The 26264-nt window shown below is 65.8% G+C and carries 19 protein-coding genes; 9 read left to right on the forward strand and 10 right to left on the reverse strand.

Annotated features, from left to right (window positions below; genetic code table 11):
* Positions 1–2: 2 nt before the first annotated feature.
* Together JN302_RS25360 and JN302_RS25365 are read right to left on the reverse strand one after the other, a co-directional pair.
* A complete protein-coding gene (locus JN302_RS25360) occupies positions 3–866 on the reverse strand; it encodes an SDR family oxidoreductase (RefSeq protein ID WP_202329556.1) in 864 nt (287 codons plus the stop codon).
* Positions 859–2082 (reverse strand): acyl-CoA dehydrogenase family protein, encoded by a 1224-nt coding sequence (locus tag JN302_RS25365; protein WP_202329557.1) that lies wholly within the window; start codon positions 2080–2082, stop codon positions 859–861. Before JN302_RS25365 ends, JN302_RS25360 begins: the two co-directional genes overlap by 8 nt.
* A gap of 309 nt (positions 2083–2391) precedes the next feature.
* Between JN302_RS25365 and JN302_RS25370 the strand changes: the two genes are divergently transcribed.
* Genes JN302_RS25370 through JN302_RS25400 form a run of 7 tightly spaced genes read left to right on the forward strand, consistent with a single transcriptional unit; the run spans position 2392 to position 10124 of the window.
* Positions 2392–3174, forward strand: a complete 783-nt coding sequence (locus JN302_RS25370) for an enoyl-CoA hydratase-related protein (RefSeq protein WP_202329558.1) — start codon at positions 2392–2394, stop codon at positions 3172–3174.
* A gap of 6 nt (positions 3175–3180) precedes the next feature.
* Positions 3181–5049: an acyclic terpene utilization AtuA family protein gene (locus tag JN302_RS25375; protein WP_202329559.1), complete on the forward strand. Its 1869-nt coding sequence runs from the start codon at positions 3181–3183 to the stop codon at positions 5047–5049.
* Positions 5046–6569: an acetyl-CoA carboxylase biotin carboxylase subunit gene (locus JN302_RS25380; protein ID WP_202329560.1), complete on the forward strand. Its 1524-nt coding sequence runs from the start codon at positions 5046–5048 to the stop codon at positions 6567–6569. Before JN302_RS25375 ends, JN302_RS25380 begins: the two co-directional genes overlap by 4 nt.
* Complete coding sequence (locus JN302_RS25385; RefSeq protein WP_202329561.1) at positions 6569–7072, forward strand: acetyl-CoA carboxylase biotin carboxyl carrier protein subunit; 504 nt, start codon at positions 6569–6571, stop codon at positions 7070–7072. The genes JN302_RS25380 and JN302_RS25385 overlap by 1 nt, the downstream gene beginning before the upstream one ends.
* 4 nt (positions 7073–7076) lie before the next feature.
* Positions 7077–8684 (forward strand): acyl-CoA carboxylase subunit beta, encoded by a 1608-nt coding sequence (locus JN302_RS25390; protein WP_202329562.1) that lies wholly within the window; start codon positions 7077–7079, stop codon positions 8682–8684.
* 2 nt (positions 8685–8686) lie between these two features.
* Complete coding sequence (locus JN302_RS25395) at positions 8687–9292, forward strand: 2-hydroxychromene-2-carboxylate isomerase (RefSeq protein ID WP_202329563.1); 606 nt, start codon at positions 8687–8689, stop codon at positions 9290–9292.
* A gap of 58 nt (positions 9293–9350) precedes the next feature.
* Positions 9351–10124 (forward strand): enoyl-CoA hydratase-related protein, encoded by a 774-nt coding sequence (locus JN302_RS25400; protein ID WP_202329564.1) that lies wholly within the window; start codon positions 9351–9353, stop codon positions 10122–10124.
* Between the two features lie 6 nt (positions 10125–10130).
* Here JN302_RS25400 and nadC read toward each other — a convergent pair whose 3' ends face one another.
* The 4 genes from nadC to JN302_RS25420 all read right to left on the reverse strand — a co-directional run bounded on the left by nadC (position 10131) and on the right by JN302_RS25420 (position 14577).
* Entirely contained in the window at positions 10131–10994 is an 864-nt protein-coding gene (nadC, locus tag JN302_RS25405; protein WP_202329565.1) for a carboxylating nicotinate-nucleotide diphosphorylase, read from the reverse strand.
* Positions 10995–10997: 3 nt separating this feature from the next.
* Positions 10998–12548, reverse strand: a complete 1551-nt coding sequence (locus JN302_RS25410) for an L-aspartate oxidase (RefSeq protein WP_202329566.1) — start codon at positions 12546–12548, stop codon at positions 10998–11000.
* The gene (gene nadA, locus JN302_RS25415) at positions 12545–13519 is read right to left on the reverse strand and encodes a quinolinate synthase NadA (RefSeq protein WP_202329567.1); all 975 of its coding nucleotides are present in this window, start codon (positions 13517–13519) and stop codon (positions 12545–12547) included. Before nadA ends, JN302_RS25410 begins: the two co-directional genes overlap by 4 nt.
* 98 nt (positions 13520–13617) lie before the next feature.
* Positions 13618–14577, reverse strand: coding sequence for an NUDIX hydrolase (locus JN302_RS25420; RefSeq protein ID WP_202315050.1), 960 nt, complete (start codon positions 14575–14577; stop codon positions 13618–13620).
* Between the two features lie 155 nt (positions 14578–14732).
* Between JN302_RS25420 and panB the strand changes: the two genes are divergently transcribed.
* Both panB and panC read left to right on the forward strand, forming a co-directional pair.
* Positions 14733–15578, forward strand: a complete 846-nt coding sequence (panB, locus tag JN302_RS25425) for a 3-methyl-2-oxobutanoate hydroxymethyltransferase (RefSeq protein ID WP_202329568.1) — start codon at positions 14733–14735, stop codon at positions 15576–15578.
* Complete coding sequence (gene panC, locus JN302_RS25430; RefSeq protein ID WP_202329569.1) at positions 15575–16492, forward strand: pantoate--beta-alanine ligase; 918 nt, start codon at positions 15575–15577, stop codon at positions 16490–16492. Before panB ends, panC begins: the two co-directional genes overlap by 4 nt.
* Here panC and JN302_RS25435 read toward each other — a convergent pair.
* From JN302_RS25435 to JN302_RS25450, 4 genes are all read right to left on the reverse strand, one after another.
* Positions 16447–16764 (reverse strand): Dabb family protein, encoded by a 318-nt coding sequence (locus JN302_RS25435; RefSeq protein WP_202329570.1) that lies wholly within the window; start codon positions 16762–16764, stop codon positions 16447–16449. The two genes, panC and JN302_RS25435, sit on opposite strands and share 46 nt — an antisense overlap.
* Positions 16765–16901: 137 nt before the next feature.
* Entirely contained in the window at positions 16902–17798 is an 897-nt protein-coding gene (locus JN302_RS25440) for a LysR family transcriptional regulator (RefSeq protein ID WP_202329571.1), read from the reverse strand.
* A gap of 128 nt (positions 17799–17926) precedes the next feature.
* Positions 17927–20023, reverse strand: coding sequence for a beta strand repeat-containing protein (locus JN302_RS25445; RefSeq protein ID WP_202329572.1), 2097 nt, complete (start codon positions 20021–20023; stop codon positions 17927–17929).
* A gap of 357 nt (positions 20024–20380) precedes the next feature.
* The gene (locus JN302_RS25450) at positions 20381–25852 is read right to left on the reverse strand and encodes a beta strand repeat-containing protein (RefSeq protein ID WP_202329573.1); all 5472 of its coding nucleotides are present in this window, start codon (positions 25850–25852) and stop codon (positions 20381–20383) included.
* Positions 25853–26264 lie beyond the last annotated feature (412 nt).

The following is a 26264-nucleotide window of genomic DNA, read 5'->3' on the forward strand; positions in this document are numbered from 1 at the left end:
GGTCAGCCCTTGAAATAGTCGGGCTTGCCGATCGTCCACGTCTCGCCCCAGAGCTGAGAGCCGCCGGCGACGTTCATCACCTCGCCGGTGACATAGGCTGCCGCAGGTCCGGCGAGATAGGCGCAGGCCTCCGCAACCTCCCATGTCGTTCCGTTGCGCATCATCGGGTTCGATTTCGGATAGGCCTCGAGCGCCTTGGGGTCGTAGACGCGCCAGCCCGGCGTCTCGATCACTCCAGGCGCGATGCAGTTGACGCGGATATCGAGCGGCGCCCATTCCACGGCGAGCGCCTGCGTGAGACCAACCACGCCCGAGCGCGCTGCGATCGTATGCGCGACCCCGTGCAGTCCCTGCCGCGTCACCACGACGATGGTAACGATGCTGCCGGGCCGACCGGCGTCGCGCCACAGCCGCGCCGCGCCCTGCATCATGTGCCAGGTGCCGTTGAGGTTGGTGTTGACGACCGTATTCCAGCCCTTCACCGAGAAGTCGATCGCAGCCTGCGGGAACTGGCCGCCGGCGCTGTTGATCAGGATGTCGAAGCCGCCTGCCTCCGCGACCCGGCCATATAGGCCGGCGACGCTCTCGGGCTCGCGTATGTCGACCGTCATGCCGTCGACATCGAGCCCCCTCGCCCGCATGGCCTCAACGGCGACGGCCAGCTTCTCGGCGCTGCGGCCGGCGAGGATCAGCCTGGCGCCGAGCCTTCCCATGAGCCAGGCCGTCGCGCGGCCGATACCGCCGGCGCCGCCGGAAATGAGGACCGTCTTTCCGGCGTAGGCGCCCTCCCGATAGACGGTCGGGTGGACGGCGAGTTCGTCGTCGCCCAGCCCGTAGGCGGGCGCATCCCCTGCCGGTTCAGCCATGGCGCTTCATGTCCCCCAAAAGTTCGCCCGAGATGATCATCTTGCGCACCTCGGTGGTGCCCGCACCGATCTCCATCAGCTTGATGGAACGGTAGAGCCGATTGATCTCGGACTCCCAGATATAACCCATGCCGCCATGGACCTGGACCGCCTTGTCGAGCACGGCATGGCAGGCTTCGGCGGCATGCATGACCGAAGCGGCGGTCAGCATGTGGATGTCGCCTCGTCCGCCTCCGCCCACCTCGAGCGGCGCCGCAGCCGCGAGCGTCCGGTATGTGAGAGCGCGCATGGTCTCGACCTGCACATACATTTCCGCCAGCATCGACTGCACCATCTGGAACGAGCCGATCGGTTTGCCGAACTGCTGCCGGGTCTGCGCATACTCGACAGAGAGCTGCAACGCCCGCTCAGCGATGCCGAGGCAGAGGGGCGAGATCATCGCCCTTTCCAGGTCGAGGCCGCTCATCACGATCGAGACGCCGCGATTCTCCTCGCCGACGAGATTCTCGGCCGGAACGCGGCATTCGTCGAACACCAGCTCGCCGGTCTGGCTGCCGCGATAGCCCATCTTTTCAAGCTTCTGCGCCACCCGGAAGCCGGGATAGTCCTTCTCGACGATGAAGGCCGAGATGCCGTGGGCGCCCTTCTCCTTGTCCGTCTTGGCATAGACCAGAAGCACGTCGGCGATCGGGCCGTTGGTGATGAAGATCTTGCTGCCGTTCAGCACATAATGATCGCCCTCGCGCCGGGCGGTGGTCCGCATGGAGCCCAGCGCGTCGGAACCTGCGCCGGGCTCGGTGAGGCCGAGCGCGCCGATCTTGCGGCCAGAGCAGAGGCCGGGAAGATATTTGTTGCGCTGGGCCTCGCTGCCGTTGCGATAGATGTTGTTGGCACAGAGATTATCGTGGGCTACCCAGCCCAGCGCCAGCGCGTGGTTCCACCGCCCCAGCCCCTGCAGCACGAGGCCGGCGGCCATCAGGTCGAGGCCCGCGCCGCCATACTTCTCCGGGATGCTCACGCCGAAGAGGCCGTTGTCGCCGATCTTGGCGAAGGCGTCCTCGGGCCACCATTCCTCGGCGTCCATGCGCTCGGAAAGAGGATAGAGCTCGTTGCGCGCGAAGCGGTCCGCCTGGTCGAGGATATTGCGCTGATCCTCGTCCAGATCGAATGCGGAAGCACGATTGCCTCCCATGAGATTCGCATCGTGGGTGTCCAACTTATCTACCTCCCGCATCCGCTCACCTCCCGCAGGAGGTCGCGGCCGTCTGCAAACAGCGACCGACCGCTTCTGCCTCGCGTCTGTAATGAATACACTTCATCAATGGAAAGATGCTGGTTGTCAACCGCAAATCGTGACCGATGTCGCCAGTTTCGGCCAACCTCGTCCAAATATGAAGAAATCTACAGCCAGCTCGATCTATCGCCGCTCCCAGGAGTTGACATCGCTGATGAATTGAAATCATTTATATCTCGGGACGGTCGGAGACCGGGCGCAGCAAGCACCAAAACGGAGCCAGGGACGAAAGTGACAGAACCGGTACGCATCGAGCGCAAGGGCGCAACGCTGACCATCGTCATCGATCGCGAGGCGCGCCGCAACGCGCTGAACGAAAGCGTCGCGCTCGGCATCGCCGCCGGGATCGACCAGGGCGAGGCCGACCGGAGCATCCGCGCCATCGTGCTCACCGGTACCGGCGACAAGGCCTTCTGCGCGGGCGGCGACCTTCAGCCGGCGGCCGACGGAACGCCGTTCAACATCGATGCCGCCGACCCCCGCCATTATGTGGCGCGGCTGTTGCGACGCATGGATGCCTGCCGGCTGCCGCTGATTGCGCGCGTCAACGGCCATGCGCTCGCCGGTGGTTTCGGGCTGGTCTGCGCCTGCGATCTGGTCGTGGCGCGCGAAGATGCCCTGCTGGGCGTCACCGAGGTCAAGGTCGGCCTGTTCCCGATGATGATCCTGCCCTACCTGCTGCGCGTCGTGCCCTACCGGGCGATGATGGAGCTGTGCGTGACCGGCGAACCGATCACCGCGACCGAGGCGCTGGACCATGGCTTCGTCAACTACGCCGTCCCTGCGGAAGACCTCCACGCAAGGACGGAATGGCTCGTGGAGCGCGTCGTCACGAAGTCGCCGACCGGCATCCGTCTCGGCAAGCAGGCGCTGACCAAGATCCGCGAGATGTCGACCGACAGCGCACTGGAATACGCGCAGTTCATGCTCGCCAACATGGCCCGCACCAGGGACGCCCGGGAAGGTTTCGCGGCCTTCAACGACAAGCGCAAACCTGAATGGACGGCGGAGTAGGCAGCCATGAAGGAGATCGTCAGGATCGGCTGCGGCGCCGGCTTCTGGGGCGACAGCCCCGACGGACCACGCCAACTCGTACGCGCCGGCGGCATCGACTATCTCGTGCTCGATTATCTGGCCGAGATCACCATGTCGATCCTTGCCCGGATGAAGGCCAAACGCGCCGACCTCGGCTATGCGACCGATTTCGTGACCATGGTCATGCAGCCGCTGGCCAGGGAGATCGCCGCCAAACGAATTCGCGTCGTGACCAATGCAGGCGGTGTCAATCCCGAAGCCTGCCGCGATGCCCTGGCCGCGGTGTTCAAGGCCGCCGGCGTGGATCTCAAGATCGCCGTGGTGCGTGGCGACGACCTTTCGGGACGGATCGAGGATTATCGGCGCGACGGCGTGCGTGAGATGTTCAGCGGCGCGGCACTGCCCGAGCGTATCGCCAGCGTGAACGCCTATCTCGGCGCCTTCCCGATTGCTGCCGCGCTCGACGCCGGTGCCGACATCGTGCTCACCGGGCGTTGCGTGGATTCGGCGATCGTGCTCGGGCCGCTGATCCATGAATTCGGCTGGAAGCAAAGCGACTATGATCTGCTATCGGCCGGCAGCCTCGCCGGCCATGTCGTCGAATGCGGCACCCAGGCGACCGGCGGCATCATCACCGATTGGCGCGACGCGGCGGCCGGCTGGGACAATATGGGCTTTCCGATCGCCGAGTGCCGCGCCGACGGGACATTCGAACTGACCAAGCCGGCGGGAACCGGCGGACTGGTCAGCCCGATGACCGTCGGCGAGCAAATCGTCTACGAGGTCGGCGACCCCGCCGCCTATGTGCTCCCTGATGTCACCTGCGACTGGACCAGGGTGAAACTGGAGCAGACGGGCAAGGACCGGGTGCACGTCTCCGGCGCCAGGGGACGCTCGCCGACGGGTTCCTTCAAGGTAAGCGCGACCTATGCCGACGGCTATCGCGCCGCCGTCACCATGATGATCGCCGGTCGCGACGCGGTCGAGAAGGCCGAGACGGTCGGCAAGGCGATCCTCGCCCGGTCGACAAGTCTCATGCAGGAGGCCGGCCTGCCCGGCTTCTCGGAGACCTCGATCGAGGTGCTGGGCGGCGAAGCGAGTTATGGCAGATCGAGCAGAGCGCGGACATCACGCGAGGTCGTGCTCAAGATCGCCGTGCGTCACCCAAGCAAGGAAGCCCTGCAGATCTTCGGCCGCGAGATTTATCCGGCAGCGACCGCAATGGCCCAGGGGCTGACCGGCTTCGCCGGCGGCCGGCCCGAGCCGCAACCCGTCGTCCGGCTGTTCTCGTTCCTCGCCCAGAAAGGCGGCGTGCCGGTCGAGGTGGAGATCGACGGCAAGACCATTCCGGTGGCAGCCTCCCTCGGCAGCCCGGCGGCATCACCCGAGCGAGGAGAAAAGCCAGATCGCGATGCCGATACCGCCCCGTCTCTGCCGGCGCCGGACGAAACGGGAGACCAGAGGATCGCGACCGTCCCCCTTGTCGCGCTTGCCCACGGCCGAAGCGGCGACAAGGGCGACATCGCCAATATCGGCGTGCTGGCCCGGCGCCCCGAATTCGTGCCCGTCCTGAGGCAGGCTCTGACACCCGATACGGTGGGTGCCTATCTCGCCCACTTCGCCAAGGGCAAGGTCGAGCGTTACGAATGGCCGGGCCTCGATGCCTTCAACTTCCTTCTTCACGAAGGGCTCGGCGGCGGCGGCATCGCCTCGCTGCGGCACGACCCGCAGGGCAAGGCGATGGCCCAGATCCTGATGGACATGCCGGTCAGTGTGCCCGCGGCCTGGCTGGTGCCGGGCGGCCCTCTTGCCGGCTGGAAAGAACAGGGCGCAATGCAAGGAGCCGGCAAATGACCAGGCATGTGGTGGCGCCCAGCGCCGAGACGCCGCTCGCGCCGGCCCCGTTCCTGAAAGTGCTCATCGCCAATCGCGGCGAGATCGCCTGCCGGGTCATCCGCACGCTGCGCGAGATGGGCATTGCGTCGGTTGCGATCCATCATCGCGTGGAATCCGGAGCGCGCCATGTGCGCATGGCCGACGAGGCGATCGAGATTGCCGGCGACACACCGGTTGCCGCTCATCTGGACGGGAACCAGATCGTCGCGGCAGCCCTTTCCTGCGGCGCCGACGCGATTCATCCCGGTTATGGATTCCTCTCCGAAAATGCCGGCTTTGCCGAAGCGATCGCCAGGGCCGGCCTCACCTTCATCGGGCCGGACGCCGAGACGATAGGGCTGATGGGCGACAAGATCTCCGCGCGCAATTTCGCGCAGGCGCACGGCGTCCCCGTGGCCCCCTCGGTCATGCCGACCGGCGACATCGAAGTCTTCGTCGAGCAGGCGGCGGCAATCGGCTTCCCACTGCTGATCAAGGCCGCGGCCGGCGGCGGCGGCAAGGGCATGAACATCGTGCGTTCGGCGTCGGAGCTCAAGGAGGCCGCCCGTATCGCCACCAGCGAGGCCAAACGCTATTTCGGCGACGGCCGGGTCTATGCCGAAACCTATGTCGAGCGCCCACGCCACATCGAGGTTCAGGTGCTGGGCGACGGCCAGGGCAACGCCATCCACCTCTTCGAACGCGAATGCTCGGTACAGCGCCGCTTCCAGAAGATCGTCGAGGAAGCACCGGCCGCAAGCCTTCTGCCTGAACTGCGCGACGAAATCTGCGCAGCGGCCGTGAAGCTCGCCGCAGCCGCGCGTTACAAGAATGCCGGGACCGTCGAGTTCATCCTCGGGGCGGACGGCCGTTTCTTCTTCCTCGAAATGAACACCCGCCTCCAGGTGGAGCATCCCGTGACCGAGATGATAACCGGGCTGGATCTCGTGCGAGCCCAGCTGGAGATCGCGGCAGGGCGGGGTTTGCCGGCCACGCAGGAAGAAGTCGTCATCGCCGGTCACGCGATCGAGTGCCGTATCTGCGCCGAGGATCCGGGGCGTGATTTCATGCCGGAGACCGGCGCGATCCAATATCTCGGCGTGCCCGAAGCGCCGTTCATCCGCTTCGAGAACGCCCTGCAGAACGGGCAGAAGATCACAGCCGATTTTGATCCGATGCTGGCCAAGCTGGTCGTCTATGGCGCTGACCGCAACGAAGCAATCGACCGTTCGGGCGCCGCTCTCCACGAACTCGCTCTGCTCGGCGTCACCACGAACACCGACTACCTCGCCAGGGTTCTCGACCATCCTGCGTTCCGGTCCGGCAGCCTGCATACGGGCTTTGTGGCCGAGCATGCGTCCGCCCTCGCCGCCGGCGAGATCGACACGGCGACCCTCGACAATGCGCTGATTGCCGCCGCGCTGGGCTTCCGCGAATTCCACGACATGGCCTTCGACGTGCCCGAGCCGCACGCCACCATCGGGTACTGGAGAAACTGATGGCGTTCAAACTTACGGTCGACGGCCATCCGCATACGATCGAAATCGTGCGGCGACGGCCACACCTCGTCCTGCGGATCGACGGGCGGGAACACGAAATCTCACTGACCGGCAACTCCGGCGACGGCCGCCAGACTATCCAGATCGCAGGCATTCCCTTCCATTTCACCAGGGCCCATGCCGGAGATCGCCAGATCGTCCGGTTCGGCGGGCACACCTTCCTCACCGGAATTGTCGATCCCCGTTCTGAAGCCGAAGGCGGCGGCAGCACGCAGGATCACATCAAGGCGCCGATGCCCGGAGCGGTGGTCTCGGTCCACAAGGCCGCCGGCGATGCCGTCAAGCGGGGCGAAACCATCGTGACCATCGAAAGCATGAAGCTGCAGACGGCGCTGGCGGCGCCGCGCGACGGGGTCGTCGCCGAGATCCTGCGTGAAGAAGGCGCGACCTTCGAGAAGGACGAGATTATCGCACGGCTTGAAGAAGAAGCCGGAAAGGCTTGATACCATGCGCAGAATTTCTTCTCTGATAAGTACGTCGAGTGCCGACTTCCGCCGCAACGAGGCTCACAACCGCAAACTGGTCGCGGCCTTCCGCGAGAAGCAGCAAGCGGCACGCCACGCCCGGCCGCAACGCGACCTCGAGCGGTTGAGCAAGCAGGGCAAGCTGCGCCCGCGCGAGCGCATCGAAAAGCTGCTCGACCCGGGCACGCCTTTCCTGGAACTCTCCTCGCTCGCCGCCAACATGGCCTATGGGGGCGAGTCGCCGTCGGCCAGTTCGATCGTCGGCATCGGCGTCGTATCGGGACGCGAAGTCGTGATCCGCGCGGACGACCCGACCGTCAAGGGTGGCGCCTGGTATCCGCTGACGGCAAAGAAGATCGTACGCGCCCTCGACATCGCCATGGAGAACCGGCTTCCCGTCGTGCATCTGTGCGATTCCGCGGGCGGCTTTCTTCAGCTCCAGTCCGAGGTCTTTCCGGACAAGCACATGGCCGGACGGATCTTCCGGAACCAGTCGATCCTGTCGAAGATGGGGGTGAAGCAACTGGCGCTGGTGTTCGGCCACTGCACGGCCGGCGGCGCCTATATTCCCGGGCTTTCCGACTACAATGTCATCGTGCGCGGCACCGGCGCGGTCTTCCTCGGCGGGCCGCCGCTGGTGCGGGCTGCAACCGGCGAGGATGTGACGGTGGAGGAACTCGGCGGCGCCGACATGCACACCAGCGTCTCAGGCACCTGCGACTATCCGGCCGGCAGCGAGGAAGAGGCGATCCATATCGGCCGCGAGATTGTCGCGCAGTGGGAAAAGCCGCGGAAATGGGAGTGCCAGCGCGAAACGCCGGAGGAACCCGCCTATGATCCCGAGGAGATCTACGGGATCCTGCCTGACGACATCAAGAAGCAGTTCGACATGCGCGAGATCATAGCGCGCATCGTCGACGGCAGCCGATTCCACGAATATCAGCCCAACTACGGCACCACGCTGGTCTGCGGCTTCGCCAATATCTGGGGCTTCAAGGTGGGCATACTCGCCAACAACGGCGTGCTGTTCAACGACTCCTCGCTCAAGGGCGCCCATTTCATCGAGCTGTGCAACCAGAACTCCACGCCGCTTGTGTTCCTGCAAAACATCACCGGCTACATGATCGGCCGCGAATATGAGCGGCGCGGCATCACCAAGGACGGCGCCAAGATGATCATGGCGCAAAGCTGCAGCCGCGTTCCGAAATTCACCGTGATGTGCAACGGCTCCTTCGGCGCCGGCAATTACGGCATGTGCGGGCGCGCCTTCGACGGCCGCCTGCTGTTCACCTGGCCCAACCACCAGATCGGGGTCATGGGCGGCGACCAGGCCGCCAATACGCTGGCCGAGGTCAAGGTCAACCAGATGAAGCGCAACGGCGGAGCGGTCGACCAGGTCGAGGTCGACCGGCTCTGGGAAGAAACCCGGAAGGCCTATCAGGAACAGTTGTCGGCCTACTACTCGACCTCGGAACTCTGGGACGACGGCATCATCGACCCGGTCGGTACACGCAACGCGCTCGGCGTCGCCATCTCGGCATCGCTCAACGCGCCGCTCGGCGAACAGGGTTACGGCGTGTTCAGGTTCTGACGATGGAGCCGATCCGCATCTATTTCGATTTCGCCTCGCCCTACGCCTACTTCGCGCTCCCGAGCCTGGAGAAGCTCGCCGGAGAACACGGCCGGGAGTTCGAATGGCGGCCCATCATCCTGTGGGCGGTCATGAAGGCCCATGGCATCGCTCCGCCCATGGACGTGCGGGTCAAGCGTGACTATTTCGTCACCGATATGAAACGGTCCGCCGCTTTCCACGGCCTCCCCTATCGCCATCCCGATCGCTTGCCGGTCTCATCGCATCTACCTGCACGCGTCTATTGGTGCCTTGCCGACACCGATCCTTCGGCGGCTAAGGAATTTGGCCGTAGCGTTTTCCGGGCGTTCTTCACCCAAGGCGAGGACATCACGAGCGAGGCTGCGATTACTCGTCTCGCGATCCGATCTGGCCTGGACGAAGCCGGAGCGCGCGATGCAGTAAGCGGGCCTGTCGGCCGCGCGAAGCTGGCGGCTGCCGTCGATCTGGCCATCGCCGATGGCGTTTGCGGCTCGCCCTTCGTGATCATCGATGGAGAGCCGTTCTTCGGCGCCGACAGGGTACCGCAGATCGCCTGGCGTCTCGGTCAGTCCACCATCGGCAGGTGACGGCGTGATGGAAAGCATGGCACTATCGGCAACGCTCAGAAAGGCCGGAGGAAGAATCATGAGCAGCTACAACGACATCTCGTTCCGGCACGAGGGCGGCATCGCCCATATCACCATCGAGCGCCCTGCCCGGCTCAATGCCTATCGCAACCAGACCGCGGACGAACTTCTGGACGCATTCCGCCGCGCCGAGGACGATACGACGATCCGCGCGGTGATCTTCACGGGCGCCGGCCGGGCCTTCGGCGCCGGCTACGACCTCTCGACGGTGAAGCCGGGCGAAGTGCCCGAACTGGATCAGGTGCTCGAGCAGCATTTCAATCCCCTTGTGCGGCACATGCGTCGTTCACGCCTGCCGATCGTGTCGCAGGTGAACGGTCCGTGCGCGGGAGCGGCGGTGGGCGTCGCGCTCGCTGGCGATATCGTGATCGCCGCGCGTTCGGCCTATTTCTACGAGCCCTTTGTCGGCATCGCGCTTGTTCCCGACGCCGGCAATACGCTGTTCCTGCCGCGCGCCGCCGGCCGCATCCGTGCCATGCCGGCCATGCTGCTCGGCGATCGCATCAGCGCCGAGGAAGCCCTCTCCTGGGGCTTGGTCTGGCGTGTCTTCGACGATGCCGAGCTCGTCGCCGAGGCAGCACGGATCGCCGACGCGCTCGCTGCCCGCACGCCGTCGGCGATCGCCGCGACCAAGCGGCTGGTCACGTCGGCGACCGATTTTGCCATGGACGAGCAGCTCGACCTCGAGCGCGACCTGCAAGGACTTGCGGGCCGCACGCCCGAGATGAAGGACGCCATCGCCGCCTTTTTCGCGAAGCGGCAGGCAAGCTAATCCCCGTCAGGCTGCCGTTTCGCCGGTCGAGCGATAGTCCAGCCCGATGTCGAGGATCGGCGCGCTGTGCGTCAGCCAGCCGATCGAGATGAGGTCGACGCCCGATGCGGCGACGTCAGGGGCCGTGGCCGGCGTGACACGACCCGAGGCTTCCGTGATCGCGCGGCCGTCGACCATTTCGACCGCCTGGCGCAATTCTTCCGGCGTCATGTTGTCGAGCAGAACCGCATCGACACCGACGGCCATCGCTTGATCGAGCTGCGCGAGCGTGTCGACTTCGACCTCGATCTTGACCAAATGGCCGACCGATGCCTTCGCCCTTTCGATCGCGGTCCGGACGCCACCGGCAACCGCGATGTGGTTATCCTTGATCAGAACCGCGTCGTCCAGCCCGAAGCGATGATTGGAGCCGCCGCCGGCACGCACGGCATATTTCTCTACGGCCCTGAGGCCCGGCGTGGTCTTGCGCGTGCAGACGATCTTCGCCTTGTATGCCCGGACGGCCGCAACGACCGAGGCTGTCGCGGAGGCGATGCCGCTGAGACGGCACAGGAAGTTCAGTGCCGTACGCTCGGCGGCCAGCAGCCCGAGCGCCGGGCCAGCCGCTGTCGCGATCGTCTCGCCCTGCGCGACGGCGGCGCCGTCCGGCCGCATTATCCGCAGTGATATCCCGGGGTCGACAAGACGGAAGGCGAGTATCGCCAGGTCCAGCCCAGCGACGACACCGGGTTGCCGCGCGACGATCGCCATGGTCGCGTTCAGGCCTTCGGGCACGATCGCCGCACTTGTTATGTCTCCCATACGGCCGAGGTCCTCCAGCAACGCCGCGCGCACCAGCGGTTCGAGAATGATTTCGGGAAGCGGCGTCATGCTTCATGCGCTCCTTGCAAGTATTGCCGTTTTGTCGTGCGACAGCGCGCGTGCCGCCTTGACGGCCGTGTCGAAGTCGAGACGGGTTCGGCGCGGCACCTCGTCGGTCTGCGGGAAGTCGTCACGCCAATGCGCGCCACGGCTTTCCTCGCGCCTCAGCGCGGCGACGGCGATCATCAGCCCGACCGCCGCCGGATCGCCCGCCGTGCCTCCGGCCTGGACGAGCCGAAACAAGGCGGCCACTGCATTTTCCAGCCCGCGGCCGTCACGCATCACCCCGAGCGCACTGGACAGGATGGGCCGCACCGCCCCCGGATCGGGTGACGGCGAGACCGCGGGGACAGCGGCTGGGCGGCCGACGCGATCGGCTGTCCCCGCCACGTCTTCCGCAACGCGCCGCGCCATGACTGCCGCCTCGGACAGCGAGTTGCTGGCAAGCCGGTTGGCCCCGTGAAGGCCGGTGCAGGCGACCTCGCCGCAGGCCCACAAGCCAGGGACCGAGCTTCGGCCCGAGAGGTCGGTGGCGACGCCCCCCATGTGATAGTGAACGGCCGGGCGGACTGGAACGGGCTGACGAGCCGGATCGAGCCCGGCGTCCTTGCAGAATGCATCGATGGCGGGGAAGCGGAGGGCAAACTCGCCGCCCGATAGCCGACGAGCATCGAGGAAGACGCTGTGCCCTGCAGCGAGATGCCCCCAGACGCTGCGCGCCACGCGGTCGCGGGGCGCCAGCTCGGCCCCGGGCAGATGTTCGAGAAAACGCCGGCCCAGTTCGTCGATCAGCACGGCGCCCTCACCGCGCACCGCTTCGCTGACCAGCCGCATTGGGCGCGCCGCTCCCGCCAGGGCCGTGGGATGGAACTGGATGAATTCGAGGTCGACGAACTCGGCGCCGGCGCGCGCCGCCAGAGCGAGGCCCTGCCCCCAGTTGCCGAGCGGATTGGTGGTGTCGAGAAAAAGGCCGCCGGTACCACCCGTCGCCAGCACGACGCGACGGGTCGCGAACGCCGAGAGGCCATCTCGACGGGCGACGAGCAGGCCCGCGACGGTACCTTCGTCGACGATCAGACGGCGCGCCTCGACAGCCTCCAGCACCGTGATCGACGGCGTTTGGCGCACGGCGGCGCAGAGAGCGCGCATCACTTCGCGGCCGGTCCCGTCGCCTCCAGCATGGACGATCCGGCGGCGGCCATGCGCTGCCTCGAGCCCCAGTTGCAGCGCTCCTTCCCCGGCGCGGTCGAAACGCACGCCGAAGCGTGTCAGCGACGCGATCGCGGCCGGGGCTTCATCGACGATCCCGCGGGCGGCTTCCACGTCGCAGAGCCCGTCGCCTGCGGCCAGCGTGTCGGCCAGATGCTGCGCGGGATCGTCGTCCTCGCCGAGGCTGGCGGCAAGGCCGCCCTGCGCCAGCGTACTGGAAGTTCCGTCGCCGAGCGGCAACCTCGACAGGAGCACGACCGGCTCCGGAGCAAGATGCAGCGCCGTCATCAGCCCGGCGATACCGCCGCCGACGATGATCGGGCGCCCGTCGAAATCGTGCCGGACGGCGCTCATACCGCCAGCATCCGTTCGACGGCGAGGCGCGCGCGGGCGGCGACATCGGGATCGATGGTCACGACATGCCGATTGTGCTCCAGCGCCGAACGGATGTTGGAGAGCGTGATGCGCTTCATGTGGGGGCAGAGATTGCACGGCCGGACGAAGTCGACATCAGGGTGGGCAACAGCGACGTTGTCGCTCATCGAGCATTCCGTCATCAGCACCACGCGGCCCGGCCGGTGCCGCCCGACATAGTCGGACATGGCGGCTGTGGAGCCCGCGAAGTCGGCCTCGGCGACCACTTCGGGCGGGCATTCCGGATGGGCCAGGACGACGACGCCGGGATGCGCTTCGCGCAACTCCCTGATATCGGCCGGGGTGAAGCGCTCATGCACCTCGCAGTGACCTTTCCAGGCGACAATCTCGACCGCGGTCTGGGCAGCAACGTTCCTGGCCAGATACTCGTCGGGGATCATGATGACACGCGGCACGCCGAGTGATTCCACCACCGCCAGCGCATTGCCCGACGTGCAGCAGATGTCCGACTCGGCTTTTACCGCGGCCGAGGTGTTGACATAGGTGATCACAGGCAAGCCCGGATAGCGGTTGCGCATGAGGCGCACGTCCTCGGCCGTGATCGAATCGGCGAGCGAACAGCCCGCTCCCAGATCCGGGATCAGCACGATCTTGTCCGGGTTGAGCAGCTTTGCGGTCTCGGCCATGAAGTGCACCCCCGCCAGGACGATGACATCGGCGTCGACCGTCATGGCCTTGCGGGCCAGCGCGAGGCTGTCGCCGACGATGTCGGCCACACAGTGGAAAATCTCCGGCGTCTGGTAATTGTGCGCCAGGATCACGGCGTTGCGCTCACGCTTCAGCGCAAGGATGGCCTCGATGTCGTCCTCGAAGACCGGCCATTCGACCGGCGGAATGACACGGCGCACGCGTTCATACAGCGCGGCGGCGCTGGAATGTGAGACGGACATGGCAACTCCCTATTATGCTCGGCACGAGTATAATAGGGGCATATGCTTACTATGAGCATAAGGCTTGTCAAGAAGCATTTGTCAGGAACGTCACTTTGTCAGGGGCGCGACTGGGGCAGCTTGGTCCCGGCCATGGAGCGTTCAGCCAGCACAGCATGGCGAAAACGGAACAGTTTCGCGGGTCGTCCGCCGGTGTCGGTCGCGGTCTCGCCGGTCTCCTCGACGAGTTCCTGCTGTTCGATCAGGCGGCGGAAGTTCTGCTTGTGCACCAGCCGTCCGGCCAGCGCTTCGACGGCGCGCTGCAACTGAAGCAGCGTGAAGACGGGGGGCATCAGCTCGAACACCACCGGACGGTATTTGATCTTGGTGCGCAGACGCGCGATCCCGGTCGCAAGGATGCGGCGATGGTCGGCGACCATTGCCCGGCCGGGCAGGTTTTCTTCGGTCTCTCGGCCGCGCGTGCCCTCCTCCACCAGGCCGGCCTCATAGAGCAGTTCGTAACGTTGCAGCGTCAGTTCCTCGTTCCAGCCGCGCTCGTCGAAGCCGAAGGCGATCGCAGCCCGCTGCCAGCGGTCGTGGCGCATCTCGGCATCGCCGCCCTGCTCGGCCCAGGCGCGCAATCGGGGCGCCAGAATGTCGGCGAGCACCGCCGGCACGCCACCGCGGTGATCTTCCCATGGAAAATATTCGTACCAGCTCCGCCACCTCCGCCGCGCCGAGCCCTCGGTGCCTTCCTCACGCGTCAGACCGAGATAGCTGATCGAGATCACGCGCTGCGCATCGCCGGCTCGGTCACGGTCGGCGAATGTATAGAGCTGCTCGATGTAGCCCAGCGGATGGCCCGTCTGGCGCTCGACCCACGCCCGCAAGCCCGATTGCAGGGAGCGATGGCCGAGTTCAAAGGGACCGGACGGCAAGGCATGCGCCTTGTCGATGGTGAGGGCGCACGGCTCGCCGTCGGTGACGGCGACAAGCACGGCGATCAGGTCCACCTTCACGTCGTGAGACTGGTCGGAACCGCGGTTCCGCTCGGTCGGGCTGGAGGTGTCGTGCTGCATTGCGTTGCGAAGTCTCATCAGTGGTTGCGCCGAACCGTGGACTTCCGCCGGGCTATCGTCAACGCCTCGGGGCCACCCCGAACAATTTGCTCTTCGCAACTGCACAAAATTGTGCCAAACGCCCCGCGGGGGATGACGCATGGGAAGGAGGCGCCATGAGCGCGAGCAATGAAGCGAGAGCTGTCACCCCACCCGAAGTCTTGGCCCGCAAAGGCAAACAGCCGCTGGTCTGCCTGACCGCCTATACGACGCCGATGGCGCGTCTTGTGGACCCTCATTGCGACATCGTGCTCGTCGGCGACAGTGTCGGCATGGTGTTGCACGGTCTGCCCTCCACGCTCGGCGTCACGCTCGACATGATGATCCTGCACGGCAAGGCTGTGCGCCGCGGCGTCGATCAGGCATTGATGGTCGTCGACATGCCTTTCGGCGCCTATGAGGAGAGTCCTGAACAGGCCTTTCGCAACGCAGCACGATTGATGGCCGAGACCGACTGCGCCGCGGTCAAGATCGAAGGCGGCGAGACCATGGCCGGGACGATTCGGTTCCTCACGCGGCGGGGCATCCCGGTCATGGCCCATATCGGACTGACGCCGCAGGCGGTCAATGCTTTCGGCGGCTACAAGGTGCAGGGGCGTGGCGGCGACGCCGACCGGATCACGCGCGATGCCATGGCCGTCGCCGATGCGGGCGCATTCTCGGTCGTTCTGGAGAAGGTGCCCGAGGCTCTCGCCCGCGCGCTCACCGCGAGAATTGCTATTCCCACCATAGGGATCGGCGCCTCTCCGGCCTGCGATGGCCAGATCCTCGTCATCGATGACATGCTTGGCATGTTCACCGCTTTCCGTCCGAAATTCGTCAGGCGCTATGCCGAACTCGGCCGGCAAGCCGAGACCGCGATCGCCACCTATGCCGACGATGTGCGCCAGCGCCGCTTTCCGGCGGCCGAGCACGTCTTCGGCGATACGCCTGAGAGCCGCAAGCAGGGAGAAAGCGCATGAGCGTAGCCATCGTCAGGACCGTCGCCGAACTGCGTGAAAGGGTCGCCGAATGGCGACGCGGCGGCGCCCGTGTCGCGGTGGTGCCCACCATGGGGGCCTTGCATGAAGGGCATCTGAGCCTGGTCCGCGCTGCTCTCGCCCGCGCCGAGCGGGTGGTGGTCACGCTGTTCGTGAACCCGAAGCAGTTCAACAGCGCCGCCGACCTCGCCGCCTATCCGCGCACGGAAAATGAAGATGCGGCCAAGCTCGCGGCGGTCGGCGCTCACCTGCTCTATGCTCCCGACGGCAGCGAGATGTATCCTGAGGGGTTCGCCACGACCGTTTCGGTGACCGGCGTCAGCCAAGGGCTGTGCGGTGCGTTCCGGCCCGGCCATTTCGACGGCGTGGCGACCGTGGTGGCCAAGCTCTTTCTGCAGAGCGGCGCCGACATCGCACTGTTCGGAGAGAAGGATTTTCAGCAGCTTCACGTTGTCCGCCGTATGGCGCGCGACCTGGATATCCCCATCTCGATCATCGGCTGTCCGACCGTTCGCGAAGCCGACGGGCTCGCTCTCTCTTCGCGCAATGTCCGGCTCTCGCCGGCAGAGCGGCGGGTGGCGCCGCGGCTGGCGGCGATCCTGTTCGAGGCGGCCGAGCGCATGGCCGCCGGCGCGCCCGTCGACAGTGTGCTGTCCGAGGCGCAGGACGCGATCATGACAGCCGGTTACGAGAAGGTCGAATATCTCGAACTGCGCGGGGAAGAGGATCTGAAGCCCATGCGACGCCTCGACCGGCCCGCGCGGCTGATCGTGGCGGCCTGGCTCGGCCAGACGCGGCTGATCGACAATGTCGTGGTCACGCCCGCGCGCATTGGGCGAGGATTGAGCGTTCAGGCGGCGATGGGCGCGGACGCCACGGCCTCGGCCACGTCATAGTCGGCAGCGAACCGCATTTCGCGCAAGGGACGCACACGCCTGATGGATTCGGCGTAGACCTCGTGAGCCTTGTAGGCGGCCAGCGCCTCGGGGCTTTCGAACTCGCCATAGACCACGACGTCGATCTCCTTGCTGATGGGATCGCTCTTGCGGTTGAATGACACTTCCAGCCGAAGCGCATGCGGGATGGTGGTCAGGATTGCGAGCCCGTCCCTGATGCTCGCGGCGTCGCATTCGTCCTTGGCGCTGAACAGCACGATATGGCGGATCATGGGATACCCCGATGTGAAGCCGATGCCGGGACGCATATCAGGTCGGCAGACTCATGCAATGCGGCAAGCTGGCTTATCGTGATGGCCTCAATCGCCAGCGCGGTCGCGCGCTCCGATGTCGTTCTCGGTAGTCGCCTTCACGCCGGCATGAACAATGCGCGATTGCGCTCGACCTGCTCGCCGATGAAGGTCGCGGCGGCGCGGATGCGCGCCGTGTCCTTGAGATCGGCATGCATGATCAGCCAGAAAGTCCGGGTGATCGTGATGCGGTCGGCGAGCACCGGCGCCAGTTCCGGCTCGGTGGCGGCCATGAAATCGGGAATGACGCAGACGCCGGTTCCCGCGAGCGCCGCCCGCATCTGGGCGATCAGGTTCGAGCTGGTCAGCCGCACCTTCAGGTCGGCCGGAACCTGCGGCAGATAGTCGAGCTCGGGCGTGAAGATGAGATCGGGTATGTAGCCGATCATCAGATGGTCGGCGAGATCGTCCGGCGTTTCGATCGGACTGTGCTCGGCCAGATAGGCGCGCGATGCATAAAGATGCAGGTGATAATCGGTGAGCTTGCGCGCCACCAGCCGGCCCTCCGTCGGCCGGGTCAGGCCGATGGCGATGTCGGCCTCACGCTTCGAGAGGCTGAAGATCCGCGGCATGGCGATGAGCTGCACGTCGAGTTCCGGATAACGCCGGCAAAGCTCGCCGATCCTCGGCGCGAGGAAAAACGAGCCGAAACCATCAGGTGCACCGATGCGGACCGCGCCGCTCAGCGCCAGGTCGGAGCCGGCGATGTCGTTCTGGATCCTGGCAGCGACATTCTCCATCTGCTCGACATGGGCGAGCAGGCTTTCGCCTGCCGGCGTCAGCACGGAGCCCCTCGGCGAGCGCTCGAAAAGCCTGGCCGACAGCGCCTGCTCTAGCGCGGCGATGCGGCGGCTGACCGTCGCGTGGTCGGTCGCGAGTTGGGCGGCAGCCGCGGTCAGCCGCCCCGTTCGGGCGACCGCCAGGAAGAAACGAAGGTGGGACCAGTCGAAACTCATGAAGCCCGCGTTTTCCTGCACGATGGAGCGGCCAGATGGCCCCTCAATTGTGCAGGAATACGCGCCGCCGCGCGCCGACGCAACTGCGCGCCGCCAGTCGGCTGCGAGCGGCTTCGGGCGCCCGGAGGCTACAGGAGAAAGTCGGTGGCCGTCAGGGTCGAAACCGAGTGAACCTGGATCTGGAAATCGGCCACGCGATCTCCGTCGACGTCACCGGAAACGACTCCCCCGGCAAAGCGCAGTTGGCCGGCGGCGCCCGTAAAGCCGTGCCTGCCGATGAAGGCAAAGGCCTGATCGCCGGCGAGATTGACATTGGCATCGATGTCCAGGAGGTCGATCCGATCGCCCTGCCATCTGCTGAAACCGTAGATGGCATCGCGGCCCGCTCCGACCGCGCTGTCCGCCACCAAGTCGAAGTCGAAACGGTCTGCGCCCGCCCCTCCATTCAACAGGTCGCGGCCTGCCCCGCCCCGCAGCAGGTCGTTGCCGGCCCCGCCGAACAGAACGTCGTTTCCGCCCAGGCCGAGAAGAACGTTCGCGCCGCAATTTCCGACAATGGTGTTGTTGGCCGCATTGCCGCTGCCATTGAAGTTACCGGATCGGGTGAGCAGGAGGTTCTCGAAATTGTCGGCGAGGGTGAGGCTCGCGCCGGCTATCACGGTGTCGTTTCCCTCGCCGGCTGCTTCGATGAGGGTATCGCCGAGATCGTAGTAGTAGACATCGTTGCCCGCGCCACCGGAAATCGTGTCCGCGCCGGCCCCGCCGGAGAGCCAGTCGTTGCGGGCGCCACCGAAAAGGCTCTCGGCACCGCTGCTGCCGATCAGCACGTCGGCCTTCGCCGAGCCGATCACGGTGTCGAAGCCGGCGACGCCTCCCGTGCCGGTCGCGGTACCGGCTGCGAGGTTCACCTTCACACTGCGGCCAAAAGCCGAATAGTCGAGGGTATCGTTGCCGGCCCCGCCGTCGGTCAGACCGGTGATGACCGACCCTTGCCTGAGCTTCAGGGTGTTGTTGCCGCTGCCGAACTGGATTGCCGTTCCGCCGCCCCCCGAGATCGTGCCGCCATTGTCGATCGTGTCGTCGAGATCGCTGACGATGCGGATACCGAAGCTGCCGGCACCGGAGATGGTGCCGTCGTTGACAATGGTCGTCACGAACGGCGCGTTGCCCTGCGAGCTGTCGTCGACGAGGATACCGATCCCGACACCGCTGATCGTAGCCTTTGCGTGATTGGTGATGGTGCCGCCGCCGGCCGCGATGCCTTCGCTGGTGTTGGCCAGCCCGTCCGAGCCATGGCCGCCCGCGCCGGTGCCCTGAATGATACCGTAATTGACGATGGTCGCCTCGAAGTCGATGTCGACCCCGTCGCCGTCGCCGTCGTTGACGCCATCGGGAACGCCGCCCCTTCCGGGGCCGTTGATGTCGGAGCCGATGCTGTCGCTGAAGGCGCCGGTGATGACGCCGTAGTTGATGACGGTCGCGGTACCGTCCGAACCGACGCCTGATCCGTTCCTTCCGGTGATGCTGGCGCCGGGGCCGTTGATGACGGTGATATCAGTGGATTCGCCGACATTGATGCCGTGACGGTCGCCCGAAATCGCGCCGGTGCCCTTGTTCTCCACAGTCCCAGTCGCGTCGTCCTCGAACTGGATACCGTCGAGACTGCCGCCATATGCGGCAGCCGTGCCAGCATTTATGGTGCCGGAATTGACGATGTGACCGATCGCGCCGATACGGACCGCGTCGTTGTTGACGGAGCTGATGGTACCGGAATTATCGAGTTCGGTGACGAACGTCCCGGTCGCGCCCGCGAAATCGACCGCCTGGCCGTCGATGGAAGTGATCTCGCCGGAATTGATGATGTGCACCGTACCGCCGGTCACGGCACCCGACTGTATCTGGATCGCGTCATTGGCAGAGCGGATAGTTCCGGTGGCGTTGTTGATGATCGTGGCGTTGAGCATCGCGCCGACCGTGCTCTCGAAGCGGATCGCCCGCGGCTCGGCCTGCGCTCCCACAGCCTCGATTATGCCGTCATTGACGATGGTGGCTCCGCTGGTCGGCGCATTGAAGCGTACGGCCTGGGCGTTTGCAGAAACCGAAAGCGCGCCGGCGATCTCGACCGTCAGCGTGTCGGCCCCTCCCTTCGAAACGCGGTCCGTGCGGATGGTACCGGCGAGAACGACAGTGTCGTCCCTGGAACAGACTCCCTCTTGCGCGACCACGGTTGACGGCGGGCTGCGGCGTCACCATCCGGTCGATCCCCGTCCGTGCTTCTAGCGCTTGGCTTGTGACCGACGTGTGACGTTGATGGCGGTGCCGTCGTGCGGCACCGCTCCTCGGCGCGACCGTTTCATATGACGCATTGTTCCGGCTCGAGCTGCGCATGGCCTGACAGCCGCCCGACCCGTCTCGCCGTGCCAAAGCATGTCTCCCGAAAGTGGACACCGGTTTGGGGAAAGACATGCGCCAAATCAAGAACCTACAGCGTGTCGCGTGAATTCTCTTTCACACGACACGCTGTAGGAGCCGCTTGGGGTTTCGTCCCAGCGGCCCCCTGCGGGAGCCGGTCCGCTGCTGGCCTACAGCACGAAATCCCCTGCGGTGAGGGCAATGTGGCCCTTGAACTCGACGTGGAAGTCGGCACTCAGGCCGGCATCGACATTGCCCCACAGGATGGTCTTGGCGGTGGCGCCGCTGCCCTCCTGCACGTAGCGCAACTGGCCCGCCCCGGTGAAGGCCGCCGTGCCGAGGAAGGCGAAGGCCTGGTTGCCGGAAAACAGGCTGTTGGCGTCGATCGTCGACAGGTCGACCCTGTCCTGCCCCCTGGTGAAGTCGCCGATCACGTCGCGATTGCCCGCCCCGACCCGGCTGTCGGCGATGGCGTTGAAGTCGAACACGTCGTTACCCGCTCCGCCGAACAGCGTATCGGCGCCGAGCCCGCCGGCCAGCACGTCGTTGCCGGCGAAGCCATAGAGCCGGTTGGCGCCGCTGTTGCCGGTGAGCAAATTGTTGAGCCCGTTGCCGGCGCCGTTGAGATTGCCCGCTCCCGTCAGCACCAGCCGCTCGACATTGGCGGCGAGCGTGTGGCCGACCGAGGCGTAGACCAGATCGATGCCGCCGCCGGCGGCCTCCACCACCGTGTCGCCCGCATTGACCGCATAGGTGTCGTTGCCGCCGAGCCCGCGCAGGACGTTGCCGCTGCCCTTGCTGACCAGCATGTCGGCACCGGCCGTGCCGGTCCCGGTCAGGCCGGTGCCGACGAGTTCCAGCCGCTCGACATTGGCCGCGTTGGCCAGCGAATAGGAAACGCCGTTGGCCCGCACCATGTCGGTGCCGCCCCCCGCCGTCTCCACGATGCGCGTGCTGGCGGCGTTGACCACATAGCTGTCGTTGCCGCCGAGCCCGATCAGCGTGTTGGCCGCGCCGTTGGCGTAGAAAACGTCGTTGCCGGCACTGCCGCGCCCGGTCAGTCCGGAGCCGACGAGCGCCAGCGACTCGACATTGGCCGGCAGCGCATAGCTGACGCCGGTTGCGATGATGCGGTCGAAGCCCTGGCCGGCAAGCTCGATCACCCGGTCGCCGGTATGGTCGACATAATAGAGGTCGTCGCCGGTGCCCCCGGTCATGGTGTCGGCGCCGACGCCGCCGAACAGCGTGTCGTTGCCCGCCCCGCCGATCAGCGTGTCGTTGCCGCCGTAGCCGACCAGCTTGTCGTTGCCGCTGCCGCCCGTGAGCCTGTCCGCTCCCGGACTGCCCAGCGCCGTCTCGGGATTCACGTCGGTAAGGTTGATGGTGAACGTCTCCTGGCGCAGCCCGCCGAGGCCGTCGCGGACCTGGACCGTGACCTGATGGCTCCGCGCCTGCTCGTAGTCGAGCAAAAGGCCATTGGCGACGGTCACCTGCCCCGTCGTCGAATTGATCGAGAAACGGCCGCCCGCATTGTCGAGCAGGGTGAAGGCGTTGGGCGACGGCCCGTCGGCATCCACGACACCGATCGTACCGACCACCGTGCCGTTGGCCGCCAGTTCCGCGACCGACAGCGGACCGCCGGTCAGGTCGGAAGGCGCGTCGTTCTGGGCGGTCACCCCGACGGTGATCGTCGCCGGCGCGCTGTCCTCGATGCCGTCATTCAGCACCAGGCTCAACACCCGGCTCGCCGTCGGCGTGTCGGAACCGTTGGCATAGGTGAGGTTGGCGATCAGCGCCTCCAGCGCGGCCTGCGAAACGGCCGTGTCGAAGCCGATGACGAAGCTGCCGGAAGCCATAGCCGCCGTGCCGAAACGCACCCCGCCGTAACTCACCGCGCCGGTCGCCGCATTGTAACCGATCTGGCCGGCACCGCTGCCCTGGTTGCGGATCGAAAGGACGTCCTCGGCCAGCATGCCCGATATTGCCAGCCTGCCGCCCGCGTCAAAACCCTCCGCATCGCTGACGGCGACGCCTGACGGCACCAGCAGCTGCGGCGTGGCATTGACCGTGTTCTCCAGGAAGGTCGCGTTTGCCGGCAGCGTCAGCACCGGCGCGTCGTTCTGAGCAGCCACAGTGATGGTGACGGTGTCAGTATCCGTCTGGTTGCCGCCGCTGCCGGAAAGGCCGAGATCGTCGGTGACGATCTGCAGCGAGGCCGGCCCGGAATAACCCGGCGTCGGGCTGAAGACGAGGCCGTCCAGCGCGGCGTTGATGGCCGCGATCGTGCCATCGAAGGTCATGGTGCCGTCGCCGATGCCGTCGCCGACACTGAAGACAAGCCCCGTGTCGTCGCCGAGGCTCAATAGCCCGTTCGATGCCGTCAGCGTGACCCGCACCGTGCCGCCGCCGGCATCGACGTCCGAAATCGAGATGCGGTTCGAATTGCCCGCCGAGAACACAAGCGCGGTGTCCTCGTCCGTCGTCTGAGCGGCCGGCACGCCGTTGACCGGCGCGTCGTTCACGGCGGTGAGGTCGAGCGTTACCGTGGTGGTGTCGGTCAGGGCGCCGCCGACGCCGGTGTTGCCGCCGTCATTGATCCCGACCGTCAGGGTCACGTCGGCCGTGGCGTCGAGCGATGGCGTGAAGGAGACGCCCGAAGCGGCGACGAAGGCGTTGATGTCGGCAATCGAGCCGGTCAGGGTCAGCGTGCCGCTGCCCGAGCCGGCCACCAGGACGCCGCCGCCCGCCGTGGCAGCAAGCGTTCCCGACGGCACCGAGAACTCGACCGATACGGAGCCTGCGCCGGCATCGATGTCGGCGAAGGAGATGCCGGTCAACGCCGCCGCCACATCCTCGGTGACCGCGATCGAAGCCGGCGCGGTGATCACAGGCGCGTCGTTGACCGCCGTGACATCAATCGTCACCGTGCCACTGTCAGTCTCGGCAGGGCCGCCGCTGTTGCCGCCGTCGTTGATCCCAACCGTCAGCATCACGTCGCCGGTCGCATTTGCGGCCGTGGTGAAAGTCACATTCGAGCCGGCGATGAAGGTGTTGATGTTGGCGATCGAGCCGGTCAGCGTCAATGCGCTCGCGGTACCGCCCACCGTCACGCCGCCGCCGCTCGATGCCGCCAGCGTGCCGGAAGGAACCGACAACGTCACCGTCACGCTGCCGCTGCCTGCATCGGCGTCGGAGAAGCTGATCCCCGTCAGGGCGGTGGCGATGTCCTCGCTGGCCACGATGGTCGGCGGCAATGTCGCGACAGGCGCGTCGTTCACCGCCGTGACGCTTACCGTCCTGGTGCCGGCAAGGCTGTCGGACGTGCCGTCGTTGACGACGAAGCTGATCGTGCGGTCGCCCGTGTTCGGAGTGTCTGAGCTGTTGACGTAGGTGACGGCGCGGAGCGCCGCTTGCCACTGCGCCACGGTGGCGTTGCCACCGGGCGAGTCCAACGTCAGCACGCCGGTTGCGTCATCGTAGCTTACGAGCACGATGTCGCCCATCGTCCCGGGGTTCGCGACGAAGGCGAGCACATCCTGCCCTGATACGAAGCCACCCGATATCGACACCGTTGCGCTGCTCAATGCGGCGTCGTCGACGTCGCTCAGCGTCAGGCCCGCGTCGACGACGACAGGCGTGGAGGCCACATTCTGGCCCTCGGTGAAAGCCGCCGTCCCGCCCGACGTCGTGACGACAGGGAGGTCGTTGGTGCCTGTGATCGTGACGGTCACGACCTGGCTGTCAGCCAGCGGAGTCCCGGCATTGTCGGTGACGGCGATCTGATACTGAAGCGTCAACGTTTCGCCGGCCGCCAGGTAATCGAACGCCTGCCCGCCCGAGTTGAAGGTCCAGGTCAAGGTCTGCGTTGCGCTGGTCGAGGGGATGTTGATGATTGGCGACGGCCCCGCCGTGAAGAAGCCTTCGAGCGTCGCGAGGCTCAGGCCGCCTTGGTCTCCGGTAACGCCGACAATGCTTGCACTCACGGTGACCGATGTCGAATCCGGGTCGGCCACGGTCAGAGTGCCGCTGCCCGACAGGCCGGCATTGGTCTCGCTTCGCGCCAGGCTGGCGCTATTGCCGCCACCCACAGTGATGTCGGGCGCATCATTGACCCCGACGACTGTGATGGTCGTGGTCCTGAGATTGGTGTCCGAGCCGTTCGGCGTACCGCTCGGGTCGCCGGCGGCGCCGTCATTGACCTGCCAGCTGATCGTGCGGGTGGTGTTGCCGCCATAGTTGGTGGGGTTGTCTCCGCCCGCCACGAAACGGACGTCTCCGAGCACCTGCTGGTAGTTGGCGAGCGTGTCGTAGCCGCTCAGCCTGAGCGTCTGGTTGCCGCTGCCGTCCGTGGTGATCGATATCGTGATGTTGGTGCCGGCGACGAGGCCGCTGGTCTGGCCCGCGACCGAAAGCTGATCGCCGCTGCCAGCAAAGCTGCCGCCTATGGCGACCGTCGCGCTCGCGAGATGATCGCCCTCGAGATCGGAGATCGTGGGGTCGGCGGTGAGCAGCGTGAGATCGGTGACCTGCTCGACCGCCGGATTCGACGTTCCGTTGACGCCGTCGATCTCGGCGAGCACATTGAAGGTCATGCCGCCGATATTTGCCGCGGTGCCGTTAAGGCCGACCGTGATGGTATCGATCAGCGTCGCCGAGAGGCCATCGGCGCTGAGCTGGAATGCATAAATGACGTCATCGTCGGCGCCGATGCCATCGTCGGTTTCCTCGGACTCGACATAGAGGATGTGTCTCGCTTCATCGATCACGAAGTCGCCGGGATAGAAATTGAGCGGGGCGCTCAGCCCGCTGAGCGTGACCTTCGTCGCCGGCGTGCTCCCCGTTGCGGAGCCGTTGATCACCCAGATCGCGCTCTCGCCGGGACTGCCGCCGCCGGGCTCTTCTTCCTGTGTGGTGAAATAGACCAGGCCGCGGCTCGAATCGACCTCGACATCGTAGATGAAGCCGTTCAGCGTCGTGAAATCAACGCCGTCGCCATCAAGCGGAAACTGCGACTGCTGGAGCAGCGGCACCGCGGGTGCGGTCGGATTGTCGAGATCGATCTTCCAGATGAGATTGGACTCGAAGCCGTCGCCGAGGGTCAGTTGCGCGAAGTAGAGCGTGTTGGTCGAGTAGTCGATGTCGAAATCGCGAACGTCGAACAGGTCGAGCCCGCCAGGGACACTGGACTGGACATTGGCCGTCGTCTGGGTCGCGATGAAGCCGTTGTCCGTGACCGCGCCTGTCAGCGGATTGTAGCTGAACTGGAGGATGCCCTGCTGGTTCGGGTCGAGATCGAGGTCGGTGTAGCCGACATACAGGCGTTCGTTGATCGGATCGATATGGATCGCGTTGACGATGTCGTCCGCCGCGAAAGTATGGACCACGGTCGGAGCCGCCGGACTGCCGACCTGCCCCATGAGCAGCATGGCGCCGTCGCCCGACGGGCCGCCATTGACCAGCACGTAGTAGATGCCTGCCGCCCAGTCGACGACGACCTCCTGAGGGAACCCCGTGACGAGATCCGTGGTCGGACTGTTGTCGACGTGAACGGTCTGGTTCGTCCCGTCGTCATTGACGTAGACGAGACGGGCATCCGTATTCCCACCCTGCGTCAGATACCAAAGCTGGCCGGTGACCGCCATGGCGCCACTCCTCTTGCGAAAAGGCATTTCAGGCACGGCCCCGGCCACTGCTGCCCTGCAGTGCCGACTCAACCTGCGGATGAGAGCCCCGCGCTCCTGATCGGCGTCAAATTATCGCTCTTGGCAGAGCGGCACAAGTAAAAGATGTATACTTGACCTCCGGCGACACTCATACGTTAGGCGGAGGTATCCCTGACGTTTTCCCTCAATCGCCGCCGAAGTGTTCGGAAAATATATCGCGCACCAAGCAGGAGCAGCGGGCGACGAATGCTTGTCTTCATGCGGGCAGCGAAGGTCGATCCACAAATATCGGGATCGACGCGATTGGCGGCGGTCGCGTCAGGCGGAGGGCCATGTCGTCGGGGCGATGGTCGAAAGCTCCTTGGCCGACGAAATATACAGCCCTCAACAT

It is taken from the genome of Mesorhizobium sp. L-8-3 (genome assembly GCF_016756615.1).
Lineage (GTDB): Bacteria > Pseudomonadota > Alphaproteobacteria > Rhizobiales > Rhizobiaceae.